This is a genomic window from Paenibacillus sepulcri, assembly GCF_042647105.1.
Classification (GTDB): Bacteria; Bacillota; Bacilli; order Paenibacillales; family Paenibacillaceae; genus Paenibacillus_Z; species Paenibacillus_Z sepulcri.
Genome location: NZ_JBHRUP010000001.1, coordinates 4,305,554 through 4,331,886 on the forward strand (window position 1 = coordinate 4,305,554; position 26,333 = coordinate 4,331,886).

The 26,333-nt window shown below is 53.7% G+C and carries 24 protein-coding genes; 13 read left to right on the top strand and 11 right to left on the bottom strand.

Annotated elements, in window-relative coordinates; genetic code table 11:
- Nucleotides 1-51 precede the first annotated feature (51 nt).
- Nucleotides 52-564, top strand: a complete 513-nt coding sequence (locus ACFOLF_RS19055; RefSeq protein WP_210039108.1) for a CcdC family protein — start codon at nt 52-54, stop codon at nt 562-564.
- 83 nt (nt 565-647) lie between these two features.
- On the opposite strand, the gene ACFOLF_RS19060 is transcribed toward ACFOLF_RS19055, so the two are convergent.
- The 3 genes from ACFOLF_RS19060 to ACFOLF_RS19070 all read right to left on the bottom strand — a co-directional run bounded on the left by ACFOLF_RS19060 (nt 648) and on the right by ACFOLF_RS19070 (nt 2,516).
- Entirely contained in the window at nt 648-1,049 is a 402-nt protein-coding gene (locus tag ACFOLF_RS19060; RefSeq protein ID WP_210039107.1) for an SRPBCC family protein, read from the bottom strand.
- A 61-nt stretch (nt 1,050-1,110) separates the two neighbouring features.
- A complete protein-coding gene (locus tag ACFOLF_RS19065; protein ID WP_210039106.1) occupies nt 1,111-1,599 on the bottom strand; it encodes a DinB family protein in 489 nt (162 codons plus the stop codon).
- A 41-nt stretch (nt 1,600-1,640) separates the two neighbouring features.
- Nucleotides 1,641-2,516 carry a DUF6597 domain-containing transcriptional factor gene (locus ACFOLF_RS19070; protein WP_379114436.1) on the bottom strand — a complete coding sequence of 292 codons (876 nt, stop codon included), beginning with the start codon at nt 2,514-2,516 and terminating at the stop codon, nt 1,641-1,643.
- 187 nt (nt 2,517-2,703) lie between these two features.
- On the opposite strand from ACFOLF_RS19070, the gene ACFOLF_RS19075 reads away from it, so the two are divergent.
- The 8 genes from ACFOLF_RS19075 (at nt 2,704) to ACFOLF_RS19110 (ending at nt 11,401) form a co-directional block, all read left to right on the top strand.
- Nucleotides 2,704-3,252 carry a glutathione peroxidase gene (locus tag ACFOLF_RS19075; protein ID WP_210039104.1) on the top strand — a complete coding sequence of 183 codons (549 nt, stop codon included), beginning with the start codon at nt 2,704-2,706 and terminating at the stop codon, nt 3,250-3,252.
- A 42-nt stretch (nt 3,253-3,294) separates the two neighbouring features.
- Nucleotides 3,295-4,356 carry an adenosine deaminase gene (gene add / locus ACFOLF_RS19080; protein WP_210039103.1) on the top strand — a complete coding sequence of 354 codons (1,062 nt, stop codon included), beginning with the start codon at nt 3,295-3,297 and terminating at the stop codon, nt 4,354-4,356.
- Between the two features lie 346 nt (nt 4,357-4,702).
- Nucleotides 4,703-5,941: a sugar ABC transporter substrate-binding protein gene (locus ACFOLF_RS19085; protein WP_210039102.1), complete on the top strand. Its 1,239-nt coding sequence runs from the start codon at nt 4,703-4,705 to the stop codon at nt 5,939-5,941.
- A 21-nt stretch (nt 5,942-5,962) separates the two neighbouring features.
- Nucleotides 5,963-6,883: a carbohydrate ABC transporter permease gene (locus tag ACFOLF_RS19090; protein WP_379114438.1), complete on the top strand. Its 921-nt coding sequence runs from the start codon at nt 5,963-5,965 to the stop codon at nt 6,881-6,883.
- Between the two features lie 51 nt (nt 6,884-6,934).
- On the top strand, nt 6,935-7,792 hold the full coding sequence (locus ACFOLF_RS19095; protein ID WP_210039101.1) for a carbohydrate ABC transporter permease: 858 nt from the start codon (nt 6,935-6,937) through the stop codon (nt 7,790-7,792).
- Between the two features lie 444 nt (nt 7,793-8,236).
- Entirely contained in the window at nt 8,237-9,247 is a 1,011-nt protein-coding gene (locus ACFOLF_RS19100) for an alcohol dehydrogenase catalytic domain-containing protein (RefSeq protein WP_210039100.1), read from the top strand.
- A 226-nt stretch (nt 9,248-9,473) separates the two neighbouring features.
- Nucleotides 9,474-9,902 (top strand): MerR family transcriptional regulator, encoded by a 429-nt coding sequence (locus ACFOLF_RS19105; RefSeq protein ID WP_210039099.1) that lies wholly within the window; start codon nt 9,474-9,476, stop codon nt 9,900-9,902.
- A 53-nt stretch (nt 9,903-9,955) separates the two neighbouring features.
- A complete protein-coding gene (locus ACFOLF_RS19110) occupies nt 9,956-11,401 on the top strand; it encodes an MDR family MFS transporter (RefSeq protein ID WP_210039098.1) in 1,446 nt (481 codons plus the stop codon).
- 18 nt (nt 11,402-11,419) lie between these two features.
- On the opposite strand, the gene ACFOLF_RS19115 is transcribed toward ACFOLF_RS19110, so the two are convergent.
- Entirely contained in the window at nt 11,420-12,340 is a 921-nt protein-coding gene (locus ACFOLF_RS19115) for a LysR family transcriptional regulator (RefSeq protein WP_210039097.1), read from the bottom strand.
- A gap of 102 nt (nt 12,341-12,442) precedes the next feature.
- On the opposite strand from ACFOLF_RS19115, the gene aroC reads away from it, so the two are divergent.
- Nucleotides 12,443-13,498, top strand: coding sequence for a chorismate synthase (gene aroC / locus ACFOLF_RS19120; RefSeq protein ID WP_210039096.1), 1,056 nt, complete (start codon nt 12,443-12,445; stop codon nt 13,496-13,498).
- A gap of 680 nt (nt 13,499-14,178) precedes the next feature.
- Here the strand turns inward: aroC and ACFOLF_RS19125 are convergent.
- The 7 genes from ACFOLF_RS19125 to ACFOLF_RS19155 form a co-directional block, all read right to left on the bottom strand.
- Entirely contained in the window at nt 14,179-14,832 is a 654-nt protein-coding gene (locus ACFOLF_RS19125; protein WP_210039095.1) for a DedA family protein, read from the bottom strand.
- Nucleotides 14,833-14,932: 100 nt separating this feature from the next.
- Nucleotides 14,933-15,841 carry a helix-turn-helix transcriptional regulator gene (locus tag ACFOLF_RS19130; RefSeq protein WP_210039094.1) on the bottom strand — a complete coding sequence of 303 codons (909 nt, stop codon included), beginning with the start codon at nt 15,839-15,841 and terminating at the stop codon, nt 14,933-14,935.
- A 270-nt stretch (nt 15,842-16,111) separates the two neighbouring features.
- Nucleotides 16,112-18,109 (bottom strand): ABC transporter ATP-binding protein, encoded by a 1,998-nt coding sequence (locus tag ACFOLF_RS19135; protein WP_210039093.1) that lies wholly within the window; start codon nt 18,107-18,109, stop codon nt 16,112-16,114.
- A complete protein-coding gene (locus ACFOLF_RS19140; RefSeq protein ID WP_210039092.1) occupies nt 18,106-19,830 on the bottom strand; it encodes an ABC transporter ATP-binding protein in 1,725 nt (574 codons plus the stop codon). The genes ACFOLF_RS19135 and ACFOLF_RS19140 overlap by 4 nt, the downstream gene beginning before the upstream one ends.
- A gap of 3 nt (nt 19,831-19,833) precedes the next feature.
- The gene (locus ACFOLF_RS19145) at nt 19,834-20,334 is read right to left on the bottom strand and encodes a MarR family winged helix-turn-helix transcriptional regulator (RefSeq protein ID WP_210039091.1); all 501 of its coding nucleotides are present in this window, start codon (nt 20,332-20,334) and stop codon (nt 19,834-19,836) included.
- Between the two features lie 268 nt (nt 20,335-20,602).
- Nucleotides 20,603-21,169 (bottom strand): TetR/AcrR family transcriptional regulator, encoded by a 567-nt coding sequence (locus ACFOLF_RS19150; protein ID WP_210039090.1) that lies wholly within the window; start codon nt 21,167-21,169, stop codon nt 20,603-20,605.
- Nucleotides 21,170-21,616: 447 nt separating this feature from the next.
- Nucleotides 21,617-22,477 carry a helix-turn-helix domain-containing protein gene (locus ACFOLF_RS19155; protein WP_210039089.1) on the bottom strand — a complete coding sequence of 287 codons (861 nt, stop codon included), beginning with the start codon at nt 22,475-22,477 and terminating at the stop codon, nt 21,617-21,619.
- 144 nt (nt 22,478-22,621) lie between these two features.
- Between ACFOLF_RS19155 and ACFOLF_RS19160 the strand changes: the two genes are divergently transcribed.
- The 3 genes from ACFOLF_RS19160 to mobA all read left to right on the top strand — a co-directional run bounded on the left by ACFOLF_RS19160 (nt 22,622) and on the right by mobA (nt 26,291).
- A complete protein-coding gene (locus ACFOLF_RS19160; RefSeq protein WP_210039088.1) occupies nt 22,622-24,610 on the top strand; it encodes a glycoside hydrolase family 127 protein in 1,989 nt (662 codons plus the stop codon).
- A gap of 180 nt (nt 24,611-24,790) precedes the next feature.
- Nucleotides 24,791-25,417 (top strand): FMN-dependent NADH-azoreductase, encoded by a 627-nt coding sequence (locus tag ACFOLF_RS19165; RefSeq protein WP_210039087.1) that lies wholly within the window; start codon nt 24,791-24,793, stop codon nt 25,415-25,417.
- Between the two features lie 97 nt (nt 25,418-25,514).
- A complete protein-coding gene (gene mobA, locus ACFOLF_RS19170) occupies nt 25,515-26,291 on the top strand; it encodes a molybdenum cofactor guanylyltransferase (RefSeq protein ID WP_210039086.1) in 777 nt (258 codons plus the stop codon).
- The last annotated feature ends 42 nt before the right edge of the window (nt 26,292-26,333 follow it).

The window sequence follows — 26,333 nt, forward strand, 5'->3', positions numbered from 1 at the left end:
GAGTAGGATAGGGAAGTACACATTCACTTACAAAAAGGGGCTAATGTCCTCGTGGGCTTTCTTCCGGACTCATTTCCTGCACACAGCGCTTCCATCATTCTTACATTAATCTCGGGTATCGCGGTTTTGTTCCTGCGGCTCCGGGCATCGAACCGCCCGACAACCATGCGCAAAATCATTATTCCGCCTATCGGCATGTCAACGGGCTTCCTGATGTTCGTCGTTCCCGTTACGCGCATTCCGTGGAGCTGGGCACTGATCGCGTTTGCGGCAGGTGGACTGCTGTTTGCTTATCCGCTTATCCGGACCTCGGCGCTGGAGCGCAGCGGGGAGACCATTGTGCTCAGACGCTCCAAGACCTTTATCTTTATCCTGCTCGGACTGCTCGTCGTAAGGCTGCTGCTGCATGACGTAGTGGAACAGAGCATCACCATTCCCCAGACCGGCGGATTGTTCTTTATTCTCGCTTTCGGGATGATTCTGGTATGGCGCATTGCCATGCTTAGAGCGTATATCAAGCTGAAGAGGGAAATCGATTTGCAGGACACCGGGCTTTCCAACTGATGGATACCAAACCGGCTCCATACGTAAACCCAAAAAGCAGGGATTCCTATTCGAAGGGAGTCCCTGCTTTTTTCGTACATGCGCTACTTCTCCATCCTGCGTTTCAACGTCTCCAGATCGCGCTGCACCATGCCCGCATCCTCAGCGAATTTCCCGTCGGACATGCCGGAGTGCTGGAACAAGGTAAAGTGAACCTCGCAGCCCTCCCCATTGGGAATGACCCGCATTGGATTATACAGCTCCGGACCGGAGGCGGGACGCACATGGTGATCCAATACGCCCCATTCATTCCTGGCCGCGAAGGCGATGCCCATCGGCCCATCCGGTGTTTCGACGAGCCACTCTCCCCCGGATTGACGGGCCGAGAGGCTGAACGAGGTTGTCCATTCGGGGAAGTTTTCCGGATTCACGGCGTATTCGTATACGGTTTGCGGCGAGTTTTCAATACGAACCTGCAGCGTTTGGGAATGCATCAATTTTGTCAATTCAAACAGCTCCTTATAAAAGAATTCGGCCTTTGAACGGCACAGCCCGCGAAGGGGCGGCTCATCCATAAAGCATGAGGAAATTAAGGTCATGCCCAAGCTGTTTCAAGTAGTTATAGAGCTGCGAGCGGTGGTGAAAGGTATGCGTGACGATTTCAATCAGCCATTTGCTCTGAACCATGCCATGCTCCAGATAGAAAGCCTTGGTGGATTTGTGCAGCAGCTCAACCTCGCTGAGCGAGATCATGCAGGCATGCAGCGTTTCATAATGAAGCCTGAACCGGGCGGCCAATTGCTCAGGATCTGTCAGGCCGCTGACTGCCGTCTCGACCTTTTGGACCTCCTCCTGCGTCTTCTCCTGCATAATCGCCAGATCAGACGCCGGAATCGACACCAGATGATGAACCAGCTGCAGCAGCGTACGCATATTTTCCGCCGGGCGATAGTCCCACTGCTCAGGCTGGATGCGTGTTATAAGCGCTTCGCTGGTCCGTACCGCAAGCTCCAGCTCGTCCAATAGTTGATCGCGAATAGCGATGACTCCACTCATAAGATCATTCCTTTCGTCATTTATAGGAGAAGTATATCCCTTCAAGTACGGATCGGATTGTAAAAATCGGACATCTTGCCGTATTCCCTGGCGGCTGTAATGGGCGAATCGCCGTAAAACCTCCTGAAATCATGAATCAGATGAGCTTGATCGAAGAATCCGTGATTCAAGGCGAGCATGGACCAGTCCACGGGCTCGCGGCTTAGCTCCAGTTGGCTGATAACGGACTGGAACCGGACTATTTCGGAGAACTTTTTGGGAGTGATGCCGATCCATTTCTCAAACATGCGGTTCATCTGCCGGGCGCTGATAATCTCAGCTTGGGCTAACGCCTCGATGCCGGCGGTTCCTTTTGTTGCAAAAATCCGTTCAAGCAGGTTCGCCATCCGGCTGTCCTCTACAGCCTTGCTCCGGTGCAGGAGGGTGGTCAGATACGATTCAATCACCTGTATTCGCGCATCCAGCGAGGAAGCTTCAAACAGACGCTCGCTGATTCCTTCAGCAAGCCGCGGCCATAGAGCATCCAAAGAAAGCTGCTGGTTGGCAAATTCGGACAGCGGGGTCCGTACGAAAGGATAAGCCCCGCCGGGGAAGAAGCGCACGCCGAATTTGCGGGTCGGGTGCTGTTCATCGTAAGCGATAGCAAAGGGATGATCGAACAGACCGATGTAACGGATTTGGCAGCGGTGATCCTTCAGGTCTTGCTCGAACAAAATATCGGTACACCCGTCCGGCAGAACGCGGTCGACCGCTCCATTGTCCGTATTCATTTCCTGCTCCGGAGCAGACAACGGCTCGGATGCCCAATACGTGGATACGAAGGGGCGGAGCAGCTCTGAAGGCGGAATTTCGATATAGCGATGGGAAGGGACTCTTCCGCTAGCTTGCCGGGGTTGAAACAGCTGGTGCAGCTTCATGGAAACATCTCCTCTGCTTCTGAAGGCGGGATACTTGTATTTGTATAGTAACAGATTGTACATATGTCATTCATGAAAGGGATGTTTTCATTTGACAAGAGGATGCTTGATTGCTAAACTACAGATATAAATTGTGCACAATTTAATTTCATCCAATACTTTTAGTGGAAAGAGGAGGAGTTTGATCATGACAACGCTCTACGATCTGCAAGCAGAAACCATCAGAGGTGAAAACAAGGCATTATCCGATTACAAGGGCAAGGTGCTGATTGTTGTCAATACGGCCAGCAAATGCGGCTTCACACCCCAATACAGCGACCTGCAAAAGCTGTATGATGAATATAAGGACCAAGGGCTTGAAATTCTCGGCTTCCCGTCGAATCAGTTTGGGGAGCAGGAGCCTGGTACCAATTCCGATGTGCAGGAATTTTGCCAAATCAATTACGGCGTTAATTTCCCCTTGTTTGCCAAATCTGATGTCCGGGATGAAACGGCAAATCCTGTATTCCGTTATTTGACGGAGGCGGCTCCGTTTGAAGGATTTGACACCACACAGCCCAGCGGCAAAATGTTAAACTCATTCCTGAGCGAGAAAATGCCGCATTGGCTGCAGGATGATTCGATTAAATGGAACTTCACGAAGTTTCTTGTTGATCGTGAAGGCCATGTCGTCAAGCGTTTTGAATCCACAGTAGAACCGCTGGATATGAAATCGGATATCGAAGCGCTGCTGTAATTGTTCTGAAGTTGCCAGGGAGAAGCTAAAGGAGTTGGAAAGATGTCCGAGGTATCACAGCGTGCTCACCAGGAGGAGCCTCTGGCGGCGCTGCCGAAGGTAGATCTCCATGTTCATCTAGACGGCAGCGTCAGACCGGAGACGATTATGGAGCTGGCAGATGCAAGCGGCGTTGCACTGCCTGCCGACCATGCGGAGGAGCTGCTCGCCTATATGCAGGTGGCGGAGGATTGCGATAATCTGCAGGATTATTTGAGCACATTTTCCTTTGTCCTTGCCTTTCTTCAGGATGGGGCGGCACTGGAGCGGGCCGCTTACGAGCTTGCCGCGCAGGCTGCCGGGGAGAACTGTCTTTATATGGAGGTGAGGTTCGCCCCGCAGCTGCATACGGAGCATGGATTGACTCTCGAGGATATTATCGGGCATGTCGTCCGCGGCTTGAAACGCGGTGAGGATACGTTCGGCATTACAGCAAGGACGATTGTGATCTGCATGAGGCATCATGGTATGGAGATCAACCGCGCCGTTCTGGATGCCGCGGCGCATTGGCATGGCCGCGGTGTGGTCGCCGTTGATCTTGCCGGCGACGAAGCCGGTTATCCGGCTGAGCTGTTTCGGGAGCTCTTCGGGGAGGCCCGCCGGCTCGGGCTGCCGATCACCATTCATGCCGGCGAAGCTGCCGGACCCGCCAATATCCGCGAAGCCATCGTTCACCATGGGGCGAGCCGGATCGGACACGGGGTAAGGCTGGACGAGGACCTTGAAGTATTCGAGCTGGTGAAGGCGAGACAAATTCCGCTTGAAATGTGTCCGGTCAGCAATCTTCAGACAAAAGCGGTAGCGGCTTGGTCTTCGTACCCGCTGCGCAAATATGCGGAAGAAGGGCTGATTGTCACCGTAAATACCGATAACAGAACCGTTTCGGGAACGTCGCTTACGATGGAATACCGGAAGCTGATGGAGCATTGCGGCGTGACAGCAGGCGATATTGCCGGGTTTATCCGCAATGGCTTGAACGCGGCCTTCGTGGAGGATGCCGTCAAGCAGCGGCTGCTGCGGCAGTTCGACAATGCCTGCGCAGAGCTGGGGCTTGCGCCAGGCTGAATCCCTGAACAAGGCTTTATACAATTTTATAGCTTTTGAGAAGGACGGCGAATCCCATTCGCCGTCTTTTTGGCGTTTCAGAGCGATTTTTTCCGCGCGTTAGCTCCCAGCGCGCGATATGGCGCTGCATGACGGCGGTCGACCGCATCATTCACCGGCTGCAACGATTGGAAGACGATTCCCGCTTGCGCATCCGGACCATTTTCACCCGGTAGAATTGGCTGTAATAAATTGTTAATTTTATCAGAAACGTTTCATAAGATGTAAACTCGCTTTATTAACCTTATAACATTTATAAGATTTATTCTTATCCAATGAAGTCATGGCACATATAGGAGGGACAAGCATGACGGCAATAAAGCTAAGCCTCACGGCGATTATTCTTATCCTGATGGGCTGCATTCTGGGAAGCTGCTCCCCGGGCAATTCGGAAGAAGGGGGTACGGTCACCTTGAATATCTGGGGGATGGGGGAGGAAGCGAAATCGCTCCCGGAGCTGGCCAAGGTGTTCGAGGCCGAGAACCCCGGCATCCGGATCAAGGTGCAGGCGCTGCCATGGGATAACGCGCACGACAAGCTGCTGACCGCTGTCGCCTCCCGCCGCGGCCCTGATATTATCCAGATGGGAACCACGTGGATTCCCGAGATTGCATCGGCCAAATCGCTGCTGGATCTGACCCCTTACATCGGCCAGTATCCGGAGCTTAATCCGGACAATTTCTATGAAGGCGCGGTCCAGACGACCAGGTATGGGGATGCTTTCGTCGGTGTTCCCTGGTATATCGACACCCGGGTGCTGTACTACCGGACGGATCTGCTTAAGCAGGCCGGTTATGACGAGCCTCCCGGGACCTGGGATGAGCTGAAGGATGCTGCGCGGAAGCTGGCCGGCCGCGGCGGCGGCAAATACGGCATCAGTCTGGATACCGCCGAGCAGACACTGGGCTTCATGTTCGCCCGCCAGAACGGTTCCAGGCTTATTGAAGGAAACACAACGCTGTTCAATCAGGCTCCTTATGTGGAGGCGATCGAATATCTCGACAGCTTTTTCAGGGAAGGCCTTGCGCCCAAGGATCTGGGATTGGATGCCGTCCAGGCTTTTGCAGGCGACGGGGTGATCCCGATGTTCATCAGCGGCCCCTGGATGATCAAGCTGATCCATGATCAGGCTCCGGATCTGGAGGGCAAGTGGGCGACGGCAGAGCTGCCGAAGAAAGAGAACAATGAGTCGCTGCTTGGCGGCGCGGATCTGTCGATCTTTCAATATTCCAAGCATAAGGAAGAGGCGCTGAAGTTTCTGGCTTTCATGTCCCGCACCGAAACGCAGCTGAAATGGATGGAGCTGACCCAGTCCTTCCCTTCGGTCAAGGCGGCATGGGAGGATGACAAGCTGAAGAGCGATCCCAACTTCCAGGTGATCGGCAGACAGGCGGAGAATGCGGCGCCGATGCCGCAGATTACAGCCTGGGAGGAGATTTCGCAAGGCTACTTGAAGGCCTTTGAGAAAATATACCGCAGGGGCGATAATGTCCAGCAGGTGTTCGATGACTACAACGCCAATGCGACGCGCATCTTGAACCGCTAACCGCCGGAGGTCTTGTGAGGGATGGACGTTTACAGAAAGGAAGTGTGCATCATTATGAGAGGCACTCGAAGGGCGCCGTATTTGTTCACTGGCCCCACGCTGATTCTGCTCGCCGTATTCTCGCTGCTGCCTATTCTGGTGGCGCTGGTCATCAGCTTTACCGATATGAATCTGGCGGGTCTCGCGGACTTCTCCACCGTTCGATTCGTCGGCTTCAAAAACTATGTCGATGTTGTCGTGGATCCGATCTTCCTGCAAGCGATCGGCAATACGCTGTTCTATGTGGTCATCGGCGTTCCGCTTGTAATTGCCTTCTCCCTGGCGGTTGCGCTGCTGATCAATTACGGCCGGGCGCGTCTGTTCAAGGCATTCCGGGCCATCTTCTATATGCCCTCGGTGACGAATGTGGTCGCCATTGCCGTTGTCTGGACCTATTTGTACAATCCCAGCCTGGGCTTATTCAATTACATCCTGAATCAATTGGGCCTGTCCTCTGTTCCCTGGCTCACGGAGCCTGTGACGGCCAAGCTTTCACTGATTCTGCTTGCGCTCTGGCGGGCAATCGGACTGAACATGATTATTTTTATCGCCGCCATCAAGGGGATTCCCAAAACGTACTATGAAGCTGCCCAGTTGGATGGAGCGGGAGCCTGGAGACAGATGTTCTCCATCACGATCCCGCTGCTCAGCTATGCCATCTTCTTCGTATCGGTTACGACGATGATCGGCTGGCTGCAGTTCTTCGAGGAGCCGTTCATCATGACCAAGGGCGGTCCCCTGGACGGCACAACCTCGGTTGCGCTGTTCATCTACCGCAATGGCTTTCAGCTCAGTCATTTCGGTTACGCGGCTGCAGGGTCGTTCATTCTGTTCTTTGCGATTATCGCCATTACGCTGATCCAGTTCAGGCTGCAAAATAAAAATGACGAAGCGGGAGCCTAAAGGCAGCTTCGGCTGCGCTCCAACGTTTTGGATAAAGGTGAGGTGAATGCTATGAAAACAGCTGCTGCCGCCGATTCTCCAGCCCGGGGCAAAGGAAGCGGCGCCGTCCAGCAATGGATTGCGGGCATTATTCTCGCTGTGCTGGGAGCTGCAATGCTGGTTCCGCTGGTCTGGATGATCTTGTCCGCCTTCAAGCCGGAGAGCGAGGTGACGCAAATTCCGCCAACGCTGCTGCCGCATCAATTTACGCTGGGAAATTTTCAGAATCTGTTTCAAAATATGCGCTTCGGCTATTACCTGCGCAATACGCTGATCATTGTCTTCTTCTCTTTTGTGGGCTTGTTCCTCAACGCCATGGCGGGCTTCGGCTTCGCCAAGTACAAGTTCAAATTGAAGGACAAATTGTTCTACATCGTCCTTGCGACGATGATGATTCCCGGTCAGGTGACGATGATTCCCATCTACCTGATTCTCAACCAAATGCGTCTGACCAACACGATGCCGGGCGTCGTCCTGCCGGGGCTTGTAGGCGCGTTCGGAATCTTCCTGTTCCGGCAGTTCATGACCGCCATCCCCGATGAGCTGCTGGAGGCGACACGCATGGATGGAGCCGGCGAATTCAAGCTGTTCGTGCGTGTCGTGCTGCCCATGTCGGCCTCGATACTCGCCGTGCAGGCGATTCTGACCTTCATCGCCGGCTGGAACAGCTTTCTGTGGCCGCTTATCATCGCCAATGATGAGAGTCTGTACACCTTGTCGGTAGGACTTGCCCTGCTTAAAGGGCAGTACGGCGGCGATTATGCGCTGCAGATGGCGGGCGCAGCCATTATGGTTGTGCCGATCATCGCCGTCTTCGTCTTCTTCCAGCGGCATATCATCGATAATTATTCCATCTCCGGAATAAAGTAGAACGCCGGTTGGCGGCTTTAAGACTGGCTCATGTGTTTTGCTGTCTCTACAAATTAAGAGGTCTGCCCGAGGAGTAATCCCGGGGAGGCCTCTTCTTGCATAATGACGCGGGGGATTACGTTACGGATTCCCTGTGATTACGTGCAAACTCTCGCATGGCTGGAAAATAAGCGAACGCCTCCCCATGAAATGATGGATTCTGTGCAAAGACGGCTGAACTGCATTTCATGTACACTTACAGTAGAGTCATAATCGACTAACAGGTGTTGCTTGATCTGCTTGTCTGTAAAGGGCTGAACACGGAATGTCTGCAGACTGGACTCGTCATATGCCTTAGAACCGGTATGAAGGGAATGCCAAGCAGCCCAGATCGCAGTACGCCGTCAAGATCTATGCCTATCCGGAAACGGATCTGTAATTCAAAATGTAAAAGGGGGGCTTGCCATGAAAGCAAAAGCAGTGGTATTTACCGGGGTTAATGAGGTTGCCTATTTGGATGTGGAAGTGAAGGATCCCGGACCCGATGACGTTGTTGTGGATGTGGAGCATTCCTGGATCAGCGTCGGCACCGAGCAATCCTACCTGCGGGGGGAGCGGATCAGCGGCGAACAGGTGACCAGAGCAGGCGATGTCCTGCCATTCCCGCAGGTAGCAGGGTATCAGAAGGTTGGAATTGTGCGTGAGGTGGGAAGCGGCGTAACCTCTGTGAAACCAGGGGACCGCGTGTTTGCTTCCGTCAGCCGTGTGGAAGGCATGGCTTTTCCGACCGGCGGGCATATCAATCCGGCGGTGACGCATGTCAGTCAGGTATGGAAGCTGCCGGATGTGGCGGACGGGCCGGATGCGCTTGCATATGCGCCGCTTGTGCTGGCGCAGGTCGGGTACAACTGCGGCATGAGGCCGGCCGTCGCCCCGGGCGACAGGGCTGTGGTTATCGGGGACGGTCTCGTGGGCCAGTGGTCGGCACAGACACTGCTCGCAAGAGGGGCGGACGTGACCGTGCTGGGCCGGAATGACGGGCGGCTCGGGCTGCTGCCTGCCGCTGCCGGGCGGGTGAATTTGCGTAAGCCGGGCGTTCACGAAGCTGTAGAAGATATCACGGATATCCAGGTGGTAGTCGATACGGTCGGGGCGCTGCCTGTATTCCGTTCCATGCTGCCCGGGATGAAAAGGAACAGTCATCTGGTGTCGGCGGGATTTTATGGTCACGAGGGCCAAATCGATATTCAGGAGCTGCGGCCGCGGGAAATTACCCTGCACAGCCCTTCGGGCTGGCAGCCGGACCGCATGGCTGCGACGCTTGCCGCCATCACGGACGGACGGCTGCAGACGGTCCCGCTCATCACCCATATGCTGCCGGCCCATCAGGCGGTGAAAGCATGGCGGATGATTCAGGACAAGCAGGAATTCTTCCTTGGCGTTGTCCTGGATTGGCGGCAGGCAGAAACCCGCTGACACCATCCTTTGGGCGGTGCGGAACATCCTTGTATGAGCCTTATATGAATGGCTTCCCGGCTCTATTGGAAGAATAAATCTATCCATGGCAGCAAAGAGGAACCTGGCGCGGTGTGCGGGTTTCTCTTTGCCGTTCACCATTTCCAATCTGAAGTTTACGTTGACGTTAACGTTATATTGCAGTATGCTTTTCCATAATCAATCGGCTTAGGGCGGGAGGCTAAATATGAAAACATACAAAATCGAAGATGCTGCGGCAAAGACGGGACTTACGAAGCGGACGATCCGTTACTACGAAGAGCTTGGTCTGATCGAGACGCTGGACCGGACAGAGGGCGGCATGCGCTTGTATTCCGAGGAGGATATCGATCGTCTGAACAAGATCGTGCTTGCCAAGGAAGTGCTGGGCTTCTCGCTGCAGGAGCTGCAGCAGTTCATCAAGATGAATGAAGCGATCGACCAGCACCGACATACGGTCAGGTCATTGGAGGACCGGACTGAGCGCAGGCTCAAGCTTCTGGAAATCTCCGAAGTGCTCCAGAGAGAGATCGAAATGATTGAGATCAAGATGAAGCGGATGGATACGTTCAAGGAAGAGCTTCTTGCCTTGAGCCAGCGTGTACGGGAAGCGATCGGCAAGTATGAAGAGGATTAAATTAACTTGATCAAGGCTTATAGCGGAGGCCAAAGCTGGAGGGAATGGAATTCATGACGAACGGGGAAGAAAAATCACCATTCTGGAGTATTATTGCTGCCGTATTTTTCGGCAACTTCATGGCTGTTCTGAGCACGACCACCATCAATGTGGCCCTGCCCGTGTTTATGACGGATTTTCATGCGGAGCTGACCACGGTGCAGTGGATGATATCGGGATTTATGCTGGCAACCGGCGTCATTGCGCCGATCATCGGATATATGGGCGACAAGCTCAGCTATAAACGGCTGTATGTATTTGCGCTGCTGGGCTTTACGATCACCTCCGGTCTGTGCACGCTTGCCTGGAGCATGCAGTCGCTGATCGTTTTCCGGATTCTGCAGGGTCTGTTCAGCGGTATTATTATGCCAACCACGATGACGATTATTTATCAGGTCATCCGCAAAGAAAAGCAGGCGCTCGCTATCGGACTTTGGAGCGTGTCGGCCATGCTGGCACCTGCTTTCGGGCCTACCATTGGGGGGTGGCTGACCGAATATTTCAGCTGGAAATCATTATTCGTGATGAATCTGCCGATTGGCATTCTGGCGATGATCTTCGCTCAGCGCTTCATCCCTTATTACCGCTTAAGCCGCGGCATCAAGCTTGATGTTATCGGCTTTATTGCCGTAATCGTGGGTACGAGCTCCTTGCTGCTTACCTTCAGCGAAGGCCACAGCTGGGGATGGACCTCGTGGAAGACGATTATGCTGTTTATCGCCGGGGCTGCCATCGTGACGTACTTTATTATTCGAACGCTGCACAGCAGAGCTCCGCTGCTGAATCTGCGCGTATTCAAAATCCCGCGCTTCACCTACAGCCTGATCATCAACTGCATCATCACGATTTCGCTGTATGCCGCTACCTTCCTGGTGCCAATCTACATGCAGAACATCAAGCATGCTTCGACGCTTCATACGGGACTTGTCATGCTGCCGGGAACGATTGCAATGGCTATGTTCTCTTTGCTGGTCGGCAGAATTTACGACAAAGTAGGGCCGTTCCGTCTGATTATGGCCGGCGTTATCATTATGGCATTGGCGACCTGGGAGCTCAGCCGGCTGGACCTGGCGACAGGCACCTTCTTCATCGCTTCATGGCTGGCAATCCGCTATGTGGGCATTGCGCTGAGCAATATGCCAGTCACCAACTCCGGGATGACGGCCGTGCCCAGTACCTTCAGCGGACATGCCTCAGCGGTCACCAACTGGATCCGGCAGGGTACTGCGGCGCTTTCCGTCAGTATTTTCAGCAGCATTCTGTCTGCAAGGACTCTTGCCCATCTCAAAGAAATCGGAGCCGACACCCCGAACGGGGCCGATCTGGCTCTGGCCAAATCTGTTCAGGAGGTGTTCATCATCGGAACCGTTCTGGTTGTTCTGGCCGTTCCCTTCACCTTCCTGCTGCGCAGGAAGCATCATGAAGTAAGCGAGGATCTCCTTGCTCCAGGCCGGACTTAAGAATGCAGTGGTTTCACTTTAGCGGCTGTGCATGAGCATCTTCCTGAATTGACCGGCGATCAGCGGAAGGGAGATGCTCTGCCTGACGGTGATCCCGACACTGCGGGGAGGAATCGGAACCAGGGTAGGCAGCTCGAACAATCTGCCCTCCTGCAGCTCCCGCTCCACAAAACGCCGTGTTACGAATGCGGCGCCATAACCGCGTTCGCAGCATTCCACCTGCATTTCCAGGCTGCTCAGCTCGAGGCTTGCTTCCGCCTGGACACCCTGATCGTTCAGCCATTGCTTGAAAAATTGCCCGGTGCTGCTCTCTGGAGACAGAAGCAGCAGCGGGATTTTTGCGATTTCCTCCGCCGACAGGGGCTGCCCGTTCAACTGGCGGTAAGGCGGCCCGACGACCAGACAATCCTGTATCGCTGCGAGCGGGGATACGTGGAGCTCCGGATCTTCGTCCAGAGGCAGATGGACCAGACCCAGATCAATCAGACCGTCCTTCAGCCGTTTGGTGATTTCAGCCGATTTGCCTTGAAACAGATGGATGCGTACAGCGGGGTAGTCGGCTCTAAACAGGTCCAGAGCAGGGAGCAGCAGATGCTTGAGCATCGGGCCGCTGGCGCCAATGCGCAGCTCCCCGGCCGCGAAATCCTTCAAGGCCTGCAGCCTTCGCTCAGCCGAATCGATCAAGGCAAAGGAGGGCTCCACATACTCCAGCAGAGCGGCGCCCTCCGCTGTAAGCTTGACCCCTTTGGAAAGACGGTCAAATAATTTGACATCCAGGCTGTCCTCCAGCTGCTTGATGGCATAGCTGACAGAAGGCTGAGTCATATGGAGCTGCTGCGCCGCTTTGGTCAGATTCTCAACCTTCGCCGTATGAAGGAAAATACGGTACCATTCCATATTCAGCTGCTTATTGATATAGATCACCTCTATGACAGACATTGAGAATGGCGATTTCATTTATCGCTTACTGAAAACTATAATGGAAACAGGCATCAGCAGTCAAAGGAAAGCTTCAAGCAGCGGAAGGGGAGGGATATGACAATGGCGGGAAATTCATTCGGGGAGCAGTTCAGAATCACGACATTCGGAGAGTCGCACGGCGAGGCAGTCGGGGTTATTGTGGATGGCGTTACGCCGGGAATCGAGATAGATGAAGCATTCATACAGATTCAAATGGACCGTAGGAAGCCGGGGCAATCCTCTGTAACTACGCCGCGCAAGGAATATGATGCGGTAAGCATCCTCTCCGGTATGTATGAGGGCAGAACAACGGGAACGCCGCTCTTTATTATTTTGTTCAACAAGGATATGAAGCCTGAGGCTTATAACGATATTCAGCATGCTTTTCGTCCGGGCCACGCGGATTTCACGTATTTGCAGAAGTATGGGATAAGGGATCATCGGGGCAGCGGGCGGGCGTCGGGAAGAGAAACGGCGGGCAGAGTGGCGGCAGGAGCGGTAGCCCGCAAGCTGCTGGAGCACCGGGGCGTGAGTGTGATGGCTTATACGACAGATATCGGTGGGATCCGGTGCGAAACGTTCGATGAGCATCAGATTGAGCTGAATGCGGTCAGAGCCTGTGATCCGGATGCGGCAGTTCGAATGATTGCGAAGATTGAAGAGCTGGCGGCGGCGGGCGACAGCTGCGGGGGAATTGTCGAGTGCCGGATACGCGGCGTTATGCCCGGTATCGGCGAGCCTGTCTTTGATAAACTGGATGCGGATCTGGCCAAAGCGATGTTATCCATCGGGGCTGTCAAAGGGATTGAATTCGGGGAGGGATTCGCGGCAGCGGCTATGCGCGGCAGCGAGCATAATGACGGCATGGATGGTTCGGGATTCCTGAGCAATCATGCGGGCGGGATCATCGGGGGGATCAGCACGGGAGAAGAGATTGTGTTCCGGGTTGCGGTGAAGCCGACGTCCTCGATCTCGCTTCCGCAGCAAACCGTCAATATCCGCGGGGAGGAGCAGACGATCCGTACCGAAGGCAGACATGATCCATGCATCTGTCCGCGGATCGTTCCTGTAGTCGAAGCTATGGCATGTCTGGTGCTTGAGGATCATTACAAGCGGCAGGCGGCAATGAAAGCCTGATGGAAGCTTAATCGGCATACTCTTCCCGGCTGGAGCGAAAGTTTCGTGTGGGATAGTCCTGATGTTCTTCCGGCAGAGCTTCAAATGGAGCAGAGCAGCGCGGCAATCACGGGTGGATTGCCGCGGGCTTGTTCAATTATTTAGCGATCAGAATAATAACGGCTGTCCATACCAACATGGAGAACCCGATAGCAGCCAGCATTCCCCAGTTCCATCCTCTTATCATCATCAAGTTCATCCCCTCCTGTTCTCTCTTTAGTATTTTTGCCCTTTTTTCCGAAAATAAGACATAAGGCTTATAGCTATTACGGAGTATGTGTCGGTCTGGAAATGTAATATTAAATCTTTTATCGGCAGGAGAGGAGGGAATGATTACCTTTGGACCAGAAAAAGTAGGGCTTTATGTGCAGGTAGAGAGAAATTAGGTCTAATCAAGGTCATATTATGTCGGAGGAGTTGTTTTTGAAAATGGAGCGGAGTATTTGAGGTTGATCCGATGAACTATAAAAAACAAATAAAATCCCGCTCTAAACACTTTTGAGCGGGATTTTTCAACATGCGGGAAAGGGCAGCTTTCCGTTGTAAATCGCTGATTTTGCTTATATTCGGAGGAATGCTGCGCCGCCAAAGGACGGGGGGGAGCCGGTTCTTTTTATAGATCCGTTTATAAGCCGCTGGCATTATGACCCGGAACGGGCAAACAGCATTTTGTACACGAGCCTGAACCGGGCCAAGAGCCACGGGACAATAATGTGTTTATGCCGCTTGAGAACCATGACCAAGAGCAGGAAAGCGGCAATGACAAATACGGCGCGAATCGAGTAGCGGGTAATCAAATGGAGGATGTGTTCAAGCTCATTGCCGAATATTTTGCCGATCATGACATAGGTTATGACCCATATCAAGGCCCCGAAGTGGTTGAAAAGGAAAAAAGTCCGCAGAGGAATACGCAGCACACCGGAAACATAACCGGTAAAATGGCGAAGACCGGGAATGAAATAACTGACCAGCAGCAGTTTATTCCCATATTTATCGAACCATATTGTAATTTTGGTTAGTCGCGGCGGGGTGAGGAAAAAATATTTTCCATACTTTTCGAAAAAAGGGATACCGAGCTTCCTGCCGACAAAATACGTGACCGTTGTGCCAATTGTCGCTCCCAGAAAGGCGCAAAGCATAATCCATCCCAAATGAAAATGGCCCACTACCGAGATATGTCCGGAAATAGCCATGGCCAGCTCCCCTGGAAATGGCAGGGCGATGGACTCCGTGAACAGTCCGAAAAATAAAACCAGATAACCATATTGTTCAAATAGCTGATTGATCCACTGCATGGCGTTCGTTATCCCCTTAGCTTCACTCCGTGTATTTCTTAAAAGTATAGCGGAGTCGGCTTAAACCCGATAAGGGCTGGGGATTGGTTTCTTGCTGGACCTAAGTCGGGTTTAACTTTCTTCTGATCGCATCCATATTGGACAATATTCTTTTGCGCAAATGCTCGGGACGAATGTCTTCAAGAAGGATCCCGAATGAAAGCAGGTAACTGTCCAGCCAGTTGCCCTCAGGAAATTCGGCCGTGACGTTGTATGAACCGTCTTCATTGTGCGTAATCATCTTTTCGGCAAATTCATCGTAGACTCGATAAGCACCTTCTGCAGAAATTTTTAGAGTCACCTCAATTGTGCTGCGCATAATGCTGTCTTCTGCCTCCGTGAACGGTACCGCCGGTCTGGGCTCATAGTTGTCATCCGTTACAGCAATGTCTTTCATCCGGCTGATCTTGAATATACGGGGACCATTGCTGGTCAAACAATGACCCGTCAGATACCAGGACTTATTTTTAAACAGCAGGCTGGCAGGCTCAACGCTTCGATCGCTCTGTTCACCGGCTGTATTAAAATATCGAAACGTAATAATGCGGTTCGCCGTAATCGCTTTGCGCAAGAGCGGAAAAAGCTCTCTCTGGCTTTCTTCGCTTCCCCACGGGGAGAAATCCACCTCAATCCAGCTGCTCCTGTCCTTCTTGAACAATCTGCTCAGCTTGCCGAGGACGTCCTCAATTTCAGGGAATTTTGCGGCAGTCAGGCTCTGAAGGGCAATTAAAATATCATCCTGTTCCTGCCCGGACAGCAAAGAGGTGTTGAAGACGTAGCCGTCCATTAGCGATATTCCGCCGCCTTTTCCCCTGCTGCTGTAAATCGGGATTCCCGCTGCGCTCAAAATATCGATATCTCTATATATGGTTCGTGTGGAAACCTCAAAATGCTCTGCCAGTTCAGCAGCGGTCAAAGTCTTCTCATTCAGAAGCATATAAACCAATTCAAAATGCCGGCTTACCGACATATCGATCACCTCAATAAAAGTATACACCTTAAACATGACATTAAAAAAGTCATATTAAGATAAGCCGTGCCCGCAAAACTTCTGCCCTGCAATAGGTGACGCTATAATCTGCAGCCTGTAACAGAGGGTCGAGGGCAGCCGGAACAAAACAGCCCGCACGGCTCACCGATTACTTGGTGCTGTGCGGGCTGTTTTTATTCTCTTGGCTGAGAAAAAATGGTGAATGCAAACGAATGGATCATCAATGAGTCGGAAGCTGACCCTGCAAGCTTAAATTACTTCACGCTGCGGCTTGCGGCCGCTGAACTGGCTTTCATACAGGTCGGCGTAGAAGCCTCCGGCTTCCAGCAGCTCCTCATGCGTACCCTGTTCGATCACAGTGCCGTGATTCATAACGAGAATCAGGTCGGCATCCCGAATGGTCGACAACCGGTGCGCGATGACGAAGCTGGTGCGTCCCTGCATCAACTCATTCATGGCCCGCTGGATCTGGATTTCAGTCCGCGTATCGACGCTGCTTGTCGCCTCGTCGAGAATCAGGATGGCCGGGTCGGCCAGAATGGCTCTTGCTATGGTAAGCAGCTGCTTCTGACCCTGCGAGATATTCGAAGCTTCCTCGTTCAGCACGGTTTCGTAACCTTCCGGGAGCGTTCGGATAAAGTGATCCGCATAAGCCGCCCGGGCGGCTTGAACGACATCCTCCTCGCTGGCATCTTCGCGGCCGTAGGCAATATTGTCGCGGATGGTGCCGTTGAACAGCCAAGTATCCTGCAGCACCATGCCGAACAGGCTGCGCAGATCCCCCCGTTTGAATCGGGTAATATCCACACCGTCGATGGTGATGCTTCCGCCGCTGAGCTCATAGAAGCGCATCAGCAGATTGATCAGCGTCGTCTTGCCTGCGCCGGTGGGGCCGACAATCGCGATGGTTTGGCCGGAATGGACATCTATGCTCATATCTTCGATCAGCGGAGTATCCTCTTTGTAGCCGAACTTGACATGATTGAAACGGACATCTCCTTTGGGGAGGGCGACCAGCCTGCCTTGATCAACCGTTCCTTTGTCAAGGCGCATCTTATTCTGCTGCTGTTTGGAGGCGACCATTACGGCATCTTCCGCTTCTGGCACTTCCTCCTGCTCGTCAAGCAGCTCGAACACCCGCTCGGCCGAGGCAATCGTCGATTGAATGATATTGGCGATTTGCGCTGTCTGGGTGATCGGCATTGTGAATTGCCGGGAGTACGAGATAAAAGCCTGGACATCCCCGATTGTAATGGCATTGCGCAGGACGAAGATACCGCCGGCAACGCTGACCAGCACGTACCCGATATTGCCGATGAAGCTCATGATCGGCATGATCATGCCGGAGATGAACTGCGCCCGCCAGCCCGAGGCGTACAGCTCGTTATTCACTTTCGTGAAATGCTGCATCGATTTCTCTTCGTGACCGAATGCCTTGACAATCGGGTGGCCGGTGTACATTTCCTCAACATGGCCGTTAAGCTCTCCCAGCGATTTCTGCTGGCCTTTGAAATACAGCTGCGAGCGTTTAGCGATCATGCGGATCGCCAGGAAGCTGAGCGGCAGGGTAATGATGGTGATGAGTGTCATAACCGGACTGATGGTCAGCATCATCACGATAACGCCAATCAATGTGACGATGGAGGTGATGAGCTGCGTCAGGCTTTGCTGCAGCGTGCTGCTGATATTATCGACGTCATTGACGGCGCGGCTGAGAATTTCCCCGTGCGTCCGCGAGTCGAAAAACTTGAGCGGCAGTCTGGCCAGCTTCTCGTTGACGTCCTTGCGCAGATCATAAACCGTCTTCTGGGCGATGCCTGCCATGACGTACTGCTGGATATAGCTGAACAGCGAGCTGATAACATATAAGCAAATCAGTACAAGCAGGATGTGCCAGATATAGGTGAAATCGATTTTCGCCCCCTCAACGCCCTTCAGCTTGCCAACCATGCCTGTAAAAAGCTCGGTGGTCGCCTTCCCCATAATCTTCGGGCCAAGGATAGAGAAGACCGTGCTGAGTACTGCTGTCAGCAGCACGATCAGCAGCGCGAAGCGGTGGGGCTTCAAATAGCCGGCGAGCCGGCGCAGCGTGCCTTTGAAGTCCTTGGCTTTTTGGACAGGCATGCCCATCGCTCCAGGGCCGCCGCGGCCGGGTCCGAAGCCAAAGCCGGCCCCCTGTCCTCCGGGTCTTTGACCTGCAGCGCCGCCAGCCTGCCCTGAACCTTGCGGTCCTCGTGAGTTACTCATGCAATCTCCTCCTCTGACAGCTGCGACGTGACGATTTCGCGGTAAATCGCATTGCTCTGCAGCAGTTCGCGGTGCGTACCGATTCCAGCCACTTTGCCGTCCTCCAGCACGATGATGCGGTCCGCATCCATGACCGTACTGACCCGCTGGGCGACAATGATGACCGTCGCCTCCGTCGTAGCCGGGCGCAGCGCCTCGCGCAGCCTGGCATCCGTCTTGAAGTCCAGGGCCGAGAAGCTGTCGTCGAACAGGTAGATCGACGGCTTGCGGACGAGGGCGCGCGCAATGGACAGCCGCTGCTTCTGTCCGCCGGACACATTGGAGCCGCCCTGGGCTATCCGCGAGTCGAAGCCTTCCGGCATCTCCGATACGAAGTCGCTGGCCTGCGCGATTTCGGCCGCGCGGCGGATTTCCTCATCCGTGGCGTCCTCCTTGCCATAACGGATATTTTCCGCAATGGTGCCGGTGAAAAGCACGGACTTCTGCGGGACAAGCCCGATCCGGTTGCGCAGCTGCTCCTGCGAAAGCTCGCGTACATCGACGCCGCCGATGCGGATGCTCCCGTCTGTCAGATCATAAAATCTCGGAATGAGATTGATCAGCGTAGATTTTCCGGAGCCAGTGCCCCCGATAATGGCGGTTATTTCCCCCGGACTTGCGGTGAAGCTGATGTTGGAGACGGCGGGTATTTCCGCTCCCGGGTAATGGAAGGTCACATTGTCGAATTCAACGACGCCCGCGTCTGCCGATTTCTTCGGAGAAGCCGGATCGTTAATGTCCGGCAGCATGCCCAGCACTTCATTGATCCGTACAGCAGAAGCGGAGGCGCGGGGAATCATGACAAACATCATGGAAGCGAACATGAGCGCAAACATGATTTGAAAGGCATACTGGATAAAAGCAATCAGGTCGCCTACTTCCATGTGACCGCTGTTGATCCGCAGACCCCCAAACCAAACAAGGGCGACGCTGGCAATGTTCATCATCAGCATCATGATCGGCATGAGGGAGGCCATAATCCGGTTGACCTTCACAGCCGTATCGGTCAGATCGCGGTTGGCTTCATTGAAGCGGTCCTGTTCATGGCGGATCCGGTTGAAGGAGCGGATAACGCGGATACCGGTCAGGTTCTCGCGCAGGACAAGATTGAGCTTGTCAAGCTTGGTCTGCATGGCCCGGAACAACGGTATGCCTCTGCCGACGATGGCATAAATCAAGAGGCCGAGGATAGGCACGATGGCTATAATGACAAGCGACAACGTGACATCCTTATACATGGCCATGATGATGCCGCCGAAGCACATCATCGGAGCCATGACCATGACCCGCATCATCATCGTCAGTACCTGCTGCACCTGCGTAATATCATTGGTGGTGCGGGTAATCAGCGAAGCGGTGCCGATCTTGTCGAATTCATTCAGTGAAAATCGCGACACATGGGAGAAGACCCGGCTGCGCAGATCCTTGCCAAAGCCGCCCGCCGCCTTGGCGGAGAGGAAGCTGGCACCAACCGAGCAGGCCGCGCCGAGCAGGGCCATCAGCATCATAAAGCCGCCAATCTTCCAGATATAGGGCGTATCGCCAGCAACAACGCCTTTATCTACAATATCCGACATTAGAGTCGGCAGATACAGATCCGAGAGCGACTGGACCAGGACAAGGATCAGCACAAAAGCAACAGGAATGCGGTAGGGCCTCAAAAATCGCAGTAGCTTCATCATCGTTTACGCTTCACCTTCATTCGGTAAATTTAGTTTGCGTTCGGAGCATTGGGCCAGGTGAGTGCCGCCATTGTAATAGTCAAATACCTCATCGAGCAGCTCAATAAGCTGATTGCTGCGCTCTTCGCCCATCCGGTCAATCAGTCCCTGAATGCGTTCGAACATGGCCGTCTCAGATAATTGCGTTTGACGCAGGCCTTCCTCGGTCAGCTTGATGCGCACAACACGCCGGTCCTCCGGGTCAGAGCTTCGTTCAAGCAGACCTCTGGCTTCCAGTACATTGACCGACTGGGTCACCGTAGGCGACGTGACGTTGAGCAGCTGGCTGAGCTCTGAGGCCTTCATTCCTGCGGGATGAAGCTTCTCCCGCCTGCGGATAACGAATAACATGACAGCCTCGCTTTGAGTACAGCCCTCAATGGGCCGCTGGCTTCTCCAGCTGATATGCCGCATTTGACGAAAAACACGGAATAACTCGCTGGGAGTGCTGAGTTCATCGGGCATTTGGGTGTATCCTCTCCTTTTTCGCATTTATAGTATGTTCAGGGGCAGCAGCATGAATATAATTTACTTAGCTAAACTAATTGTATTCAGGTAAAGAATCCTTGTCAATTCATTTGACGCAGTTTTTGAAGTGATGGAATGCCAGGCCAAGTGTGACAACAGCCCATGATAGATTCGTGAGCCGGACATTAGCGAGGGGGAAGATTGATGAGGATTGGCAGCAGCCAATACGCCTTTTTCGCCTATTGCATGGCCGGAAATTCTGAGATCACTTCACGATTCCGTTCATAATGAGATCCTCGAGCTGTTTTGTTGTGATGCCCATATCACCAGCCATCCTTCTTGCCCGGCCAAGCGACATCACAATGCCTATCACGATTGTCGCAATATCGGTTACCGGTTGGCGCAAGCGTGCTTCGTCCGGCTCAAGCACGCTGCAAACGGCGGAATGGATTCTTTGATGCGAGGCTGTCCGACTTTCACTCAACCGGCGGATTTCTTCATCAGATAATGAACTGCGTTCTCTACGTTTGGATGGAGCGGCCAATCGTACGGCATTCATGATGGCACCGGTTCTCTCTCCTTGAAGCCGAATCACATCGATCAGGTTTGTCAACCGTTCTTCCAAACCGGCCTCTTTGTCGATTGCCTCCAATTCAATCAGGACATTCTCCGGTTTTGTTGCTTCATCCAGGCACGCCAACAGCACTTCATCCTTGTCGGCAAATGCGCGGAATATAGTCGGTTCGCTGATTCCGGCTGCCCGTGCAATTTGCAGCGTCGTGACGCTTGGGCCGATTTCCACCAATAGAGGCAATGCGGCTCTTACGATCATTGCTCTCCTTTCTTCAATATTCATACCGGGAGCTCGCTTGGGCGACGTTAAATTATTCTCATTTGTTTTCATGTTGATATTATATGTAGTGAATACTCACTATGTCAACTTATATATTTTTTCTTGGTACCACAGGCGGCAGAATACATAGCGTCCCAGACAAGCTGAGGCTTTGAGAACGGGATCATGGCTGAAGCCGGGATCAAGCAGAAGAAGGGGATGATGTGATGGTGAATAATGAATTATTATTCAGGCTCAGCAGGCAATTTTTGAGTCGGGGAGAATGGGGCTGCTGCACAGCTTGCAGGCGATCTGGAGAATTGGGCTTGCCGGAGCGCAGCAGCGGGAAATGGTTGTGAAACAGTACCGGAAGAAATATGCGACAGTCTGGAGAAAAGTGTAAGGGCGGCTCATCCTTCGGGTCAGCGCCCTGCAGCATCCTGCCCTTCACAGGAATTGCCTGCGGAACTGCAGCGGGGGCATCCCGCAGTACTGTTTGAAGCAGCTGGAGAAGTAGGGCGTGTGGCGGAAGCCGACCTCTTCGGCAATCTGGGCGATGGACCATTCGGTCTTGATCAGCAGCAGCTTCGCCTGCTCCAGCCGGTATTCCTGCAAATATGCCATCGGCGTGCAGTCATAGATTTCTTTCATGCATCTGACAATATAATTGGGATGAAAATGCAGCGCTTCGGCCAGCGTCTCATTCTTCAAATCCGCCTGGTAATACTGTTTGATATAAGCCTCCGTGCTCTCGGCAAGCTTCATTGCCGGTGAGGCGCTTCTGCTTTCGCCGCCTTCCTCCAAGAGACGCAGCAGCTCCAGGAACGACTGCTGTTCCTTCAAGAAAGCGCTGGAGCGGTTCTCTGTGGAGAGCTCCATCAGCTTCGCCAACTGCCGCAGCGCCAGAGTGAAATTCGGCAGCATCTGGGACTGCGGAAACTGCATCGTATACGCGCTCATCCAAGGCTGCCTCGGGGGATGAACCGGCGCCGCGGCTTCTTCCCCGTTCGTCCATTCACCGGCAAAGTTGAAATGAATCCAGTAGAAGACCGTTTCCTCCTCGCAGGGCTTGACCGCATAATGATATCGGTCCGGCAGCAGCAGCAGCGTCTGTCCCTCGGCCAGCTCCCATTGACGGTCCTCCTCCCCGATATGCAGCACACCCTTTACCACCCATAACAGGTCAAAAACCCCCAGATTCCGGCGGCTCGGATGCTGTTCGCCCGGCGCAAAACGGCTCAAGCCGATCGTGATGAAATAAGGCATCGGCGGTGTTTCCATTCGAATCAGACTGCTGTGTCCATTCATGCCCTCACCCCTTCATCAGTGTGATATTTTATAAAAACTGGTTCAGTTTATTTATAGTTGATTTCTAGTTTAAAGAATAAACTGAACTCGCATGAGAATCAAATATTGATGTTTCTTGACCGACCACACTGAAGGAGGATAATCATGAATCTTTCAACGCAACGGGATAATGAGAAGCCTAAAGTACGCATACGGGATGATTTTTGGGACGGCTATATGGAGCTGGTGAGGGATACGGTCATTCCGTATCAGTGGGATGCGCTGAATGACCGGATTGCAGATGCCGCTCCCAGCTATGCGATTCAGAATTTCCGGATTGCGGCAGGGCTTGCGGAGGGCGAGTTCGGAGGGATGGTCTTTCAGGACAGCGATGTCGCCAAATGGCTGGAGGCCGTTGGCTATTCCCTGGCCGGGCATCCCGATCCCGAGCTTGAGAAGACAGCCGATGGCGTGATTGAGCTCATTGCAGCGGCGCAGCGCAGTGACGGTTACCTGAACACCTACTTTACGCTCAAGGAGCCGGGCAAGGAGTGGACGAACCTGCAGGAGGCGCACGAGCTGTACTGCGCCGGACATATGATGGAAGCGGCGGTCGCCTATTATGAAGGGACAGGCAAGCGCAGGCTGCTGGAGGTTATGTGCAAATTTGCCGACTATATCGATTCCGTGTTTGGACCGGAGCCGGGAAAGCTCCACGGTTACGACGGGCATCAGGAAATCGAGCTGGCGCTGGTCAAGCTGTATCGCGTCACGGCTGAGGAGCGGTATCTCCGCTTGAGCCGGTTCTTTATCGATGCAAGGGGAGAGAAGCCCAGCTTCTTCGTGGAGGAATGGGAAAGACGAGGAAGATTCAGCCACTGGACGCAAAAAGTGACTGCATTGCCGGATCTGGCATACTTCCAGGCGCATGAGCCGGTGCGGGAGCAGTCAGTGGCAGTGGGCCACGCGGTCCGTGCGGTTTATATGTATGCTGCAATGGCGGACCTGGCCAGACTGACCGGTGACCAGTCCCTGCTGGAAGCGTGCCGCAGGCTGTGGCGCAATACCACGGCCAGACAAATGTACATTACAGGCGGAATCGGCTCCACCCATCACGGGGAAGCGTTCTCCTTCGATTACGATTTGCCCAACGATACGGTATATGCCGAGACATGCGCTTCAATCGGGCTTATGTTCTTCGCCAGCCGGATGCTGCAGCTGGAGCCTAAGAGCGAATACGCCGACGTACTGGAGCGGGCGCTCTATAATAATGTAATTGGAAGCATGTCGCAGGACGGCAAGCATTATTTCTATGTCAATCCGCTGGAGGTGTGGCCGGAGGCCTCGGAGAAGAACCCGGGAAGGCATCATGTGAAGGCGGTCCGCCAGAAATGGTTCGGCTGCTCCTGCTGCCCGCCGAATGTGGCGCGGCTCTTGTGCTCCTTGAACGATTATATTTATACGGCATCACCTGAAACCAATACTGTATATGCGCATTTGTTCATCGGCAGCGAATCGAGTTTCGAGCTTGCGGGCGGCAGCGTGAAGATGAAGCAGGTATCCGGGCTGCCTTGGGAAGGCAAGGTCCGCTTCGAGGTGACTCCTGCCGCTTCAGGCAGCGAGTTCACGCTGGCTCTGCGAATTCCGGATTGGTGCGCCGGGAAGGCCGGACTGACCGTCAATGGTTCGCCTGCCCCCTACGATATTGAGCAGGGGTATGCGCTGATCAAGCGGCAGTGGTCGGAGGGCGACGTGGTGGTATGGGAGCTGGAGCTTCAGGCGCAGCTGATTGCGGCAAGACCGGAGATCCGGGCGAATGCGGGCAAAGCCGCCATCCAGCGGGGTCCGCTTGTGTACTGTCTGGAACAGGCGGACAATGGCAGTCCGCTTGCGGCTGTTTCCATTGTGCGCGAAGCCGAGCTGGGCACTCGTTATGAGGCCGGGCTGCTGGGCGGAGCGGTCATCGTGGAAGGGGAAGGGCAGATCGAAGATGAAGCGGTCTGGGAAGCTGATGACGCTCCTTATCTGCCGCTCTCATCCACACGGCAGACGAGGAGCGTCCATTTAACGGCCGTGCCTTACTACCTGTGGGGCAACCGCGGCCAGGGCGAGATGACGGTATGGATTCGAACAGCGGCAGGGAAGAAAGAATAGTGAATAATGAATAATGGCCTTTTTAAGGTCCTGATTTAAAATAGAACAAGCTGCCCGGAGTGGATTATTTCTCCGTCATCCCAAGAAATCCCCTGACAATAGGCTGTCAGGGGATTTGCTTTATTATTGAAAGAGAAGAGGGCCCTTATCCAACTTTACTGCGGGAGGAAGATATTTGACATGGCAAATGTGTTATTCGTAAAAGCAAATGACCGCCCGGCGGATCAATCCGTCAGTGTGCGAATGTATGAGAGCTTCCTGAACACTTACCGGGAAACCCACCTCCTGGATCGCATCACCGAGCTGGATCTGTATCAAGCGGAGCTTCCCTATTACGGGAACAAAATGATTACTGGTCTTAATAAAATAGATCAGGGTATGGAAGCATCCCCGGAAGAAGCAGCGGCAGCGGCTGTCGCCAACCGTTATCTGGATCAATTTCTTGCTGCGGATAAAATAATTTTTGCTTTTCCGCTGTGGAACCTGACGGTACCGGCTCCGCTGATTACGTACATCGCCTATTTGACACAGCCCGGAAAAACCTTCCGGTTCGCTTCGGAGGGTGCGGTTGGTTTGGCGGGTGACAAGAAGGTCGTGCTGCTCAGTGCCCGGGGTGGGGATTATTCAATGGCGCATATGCAATCGCTGGAAATGGCTTTAAACTACGTGAAGTGCGCAATAGGTCTGTGGGGCATCCAAAGCCCGGAATCCATTGTCATCGAAGGCCATAATCAGTATCAGGACCGCGCGCAGGCTATCATTGAATCCGGTCTGGCAAGAACGGTCGAGCTGGCTTCCGGATTCTAGCTTGCGATCCGAAGCCATTTGCGGGGAGCAGACTTGTTCTTGTCCGGTAATGCGAGTACAATCTTGGCATAATAAAGCTTATGAAGGTTGTGAATGCATGGGGGACAGGAATGAACAGAAAGCCGGGATCCGGCAGGGCATTATTCTGGCCGGAGGGCGAAGCCTGCGGATGGGAACGGACAAGGCCATGCTCGACATCGGCGGCAAGCCGCTGCTTCTGCGGATTATCGGGCAGATGCTGGATGCCGGCATCAGGAGCATTGCCCTTGCGGTTCGCGACAGCGGGCAGGAGGAGCGTTACCTTGCTGCTCTCGGGGAGTCGGGCGATGAATGGCCGGCCCGGATCATACCAAAGGGCGGCGGGCCCGGATTTCAGACATCCGGCGGCGGATTGCGAAATAGCAGCGGCCAGCTTCCTTCCGGCTCCGGAACAGGCAATCCGGAAGCTTGCATTTCCTTCGCGCAGGATAGCTATCCAGACAGCGGACCGCTTGCAGGGCTGCATGCGTCATTATCCGGCGTACCGGAGGAGGGCTACGTCTTTGTTATGGCCTGCGACATGCCTGTCCTGTCTATCCCGCTGTTCAGGCGCCTGGCGGAATTGGCGGTCCATACAGGAGAACCGGGACCGGATATCATCCGCACTTCCGGGCAGCCTTTTCATGCGCTGTACCACACGCGCACGGCATCCGTCATCCAGCAGCAGCTTGAGCGGGGAGACCTCCGTGTCATGCATTTGCTGGAGCGGCTCCAGTCTGTCCGGATCGGAACTACGGAGGAAGAAGAAGAGGCTTTTGTCAATTTGAATACGCCGGCGTCCTATGAACATTACATAATGGGTCAAAGGAATCCTTCTTCAGATAGTACGGAGTGAGCTGCTGAAGATAGGGAATGCGGATACGCTGGCGATTTGCTC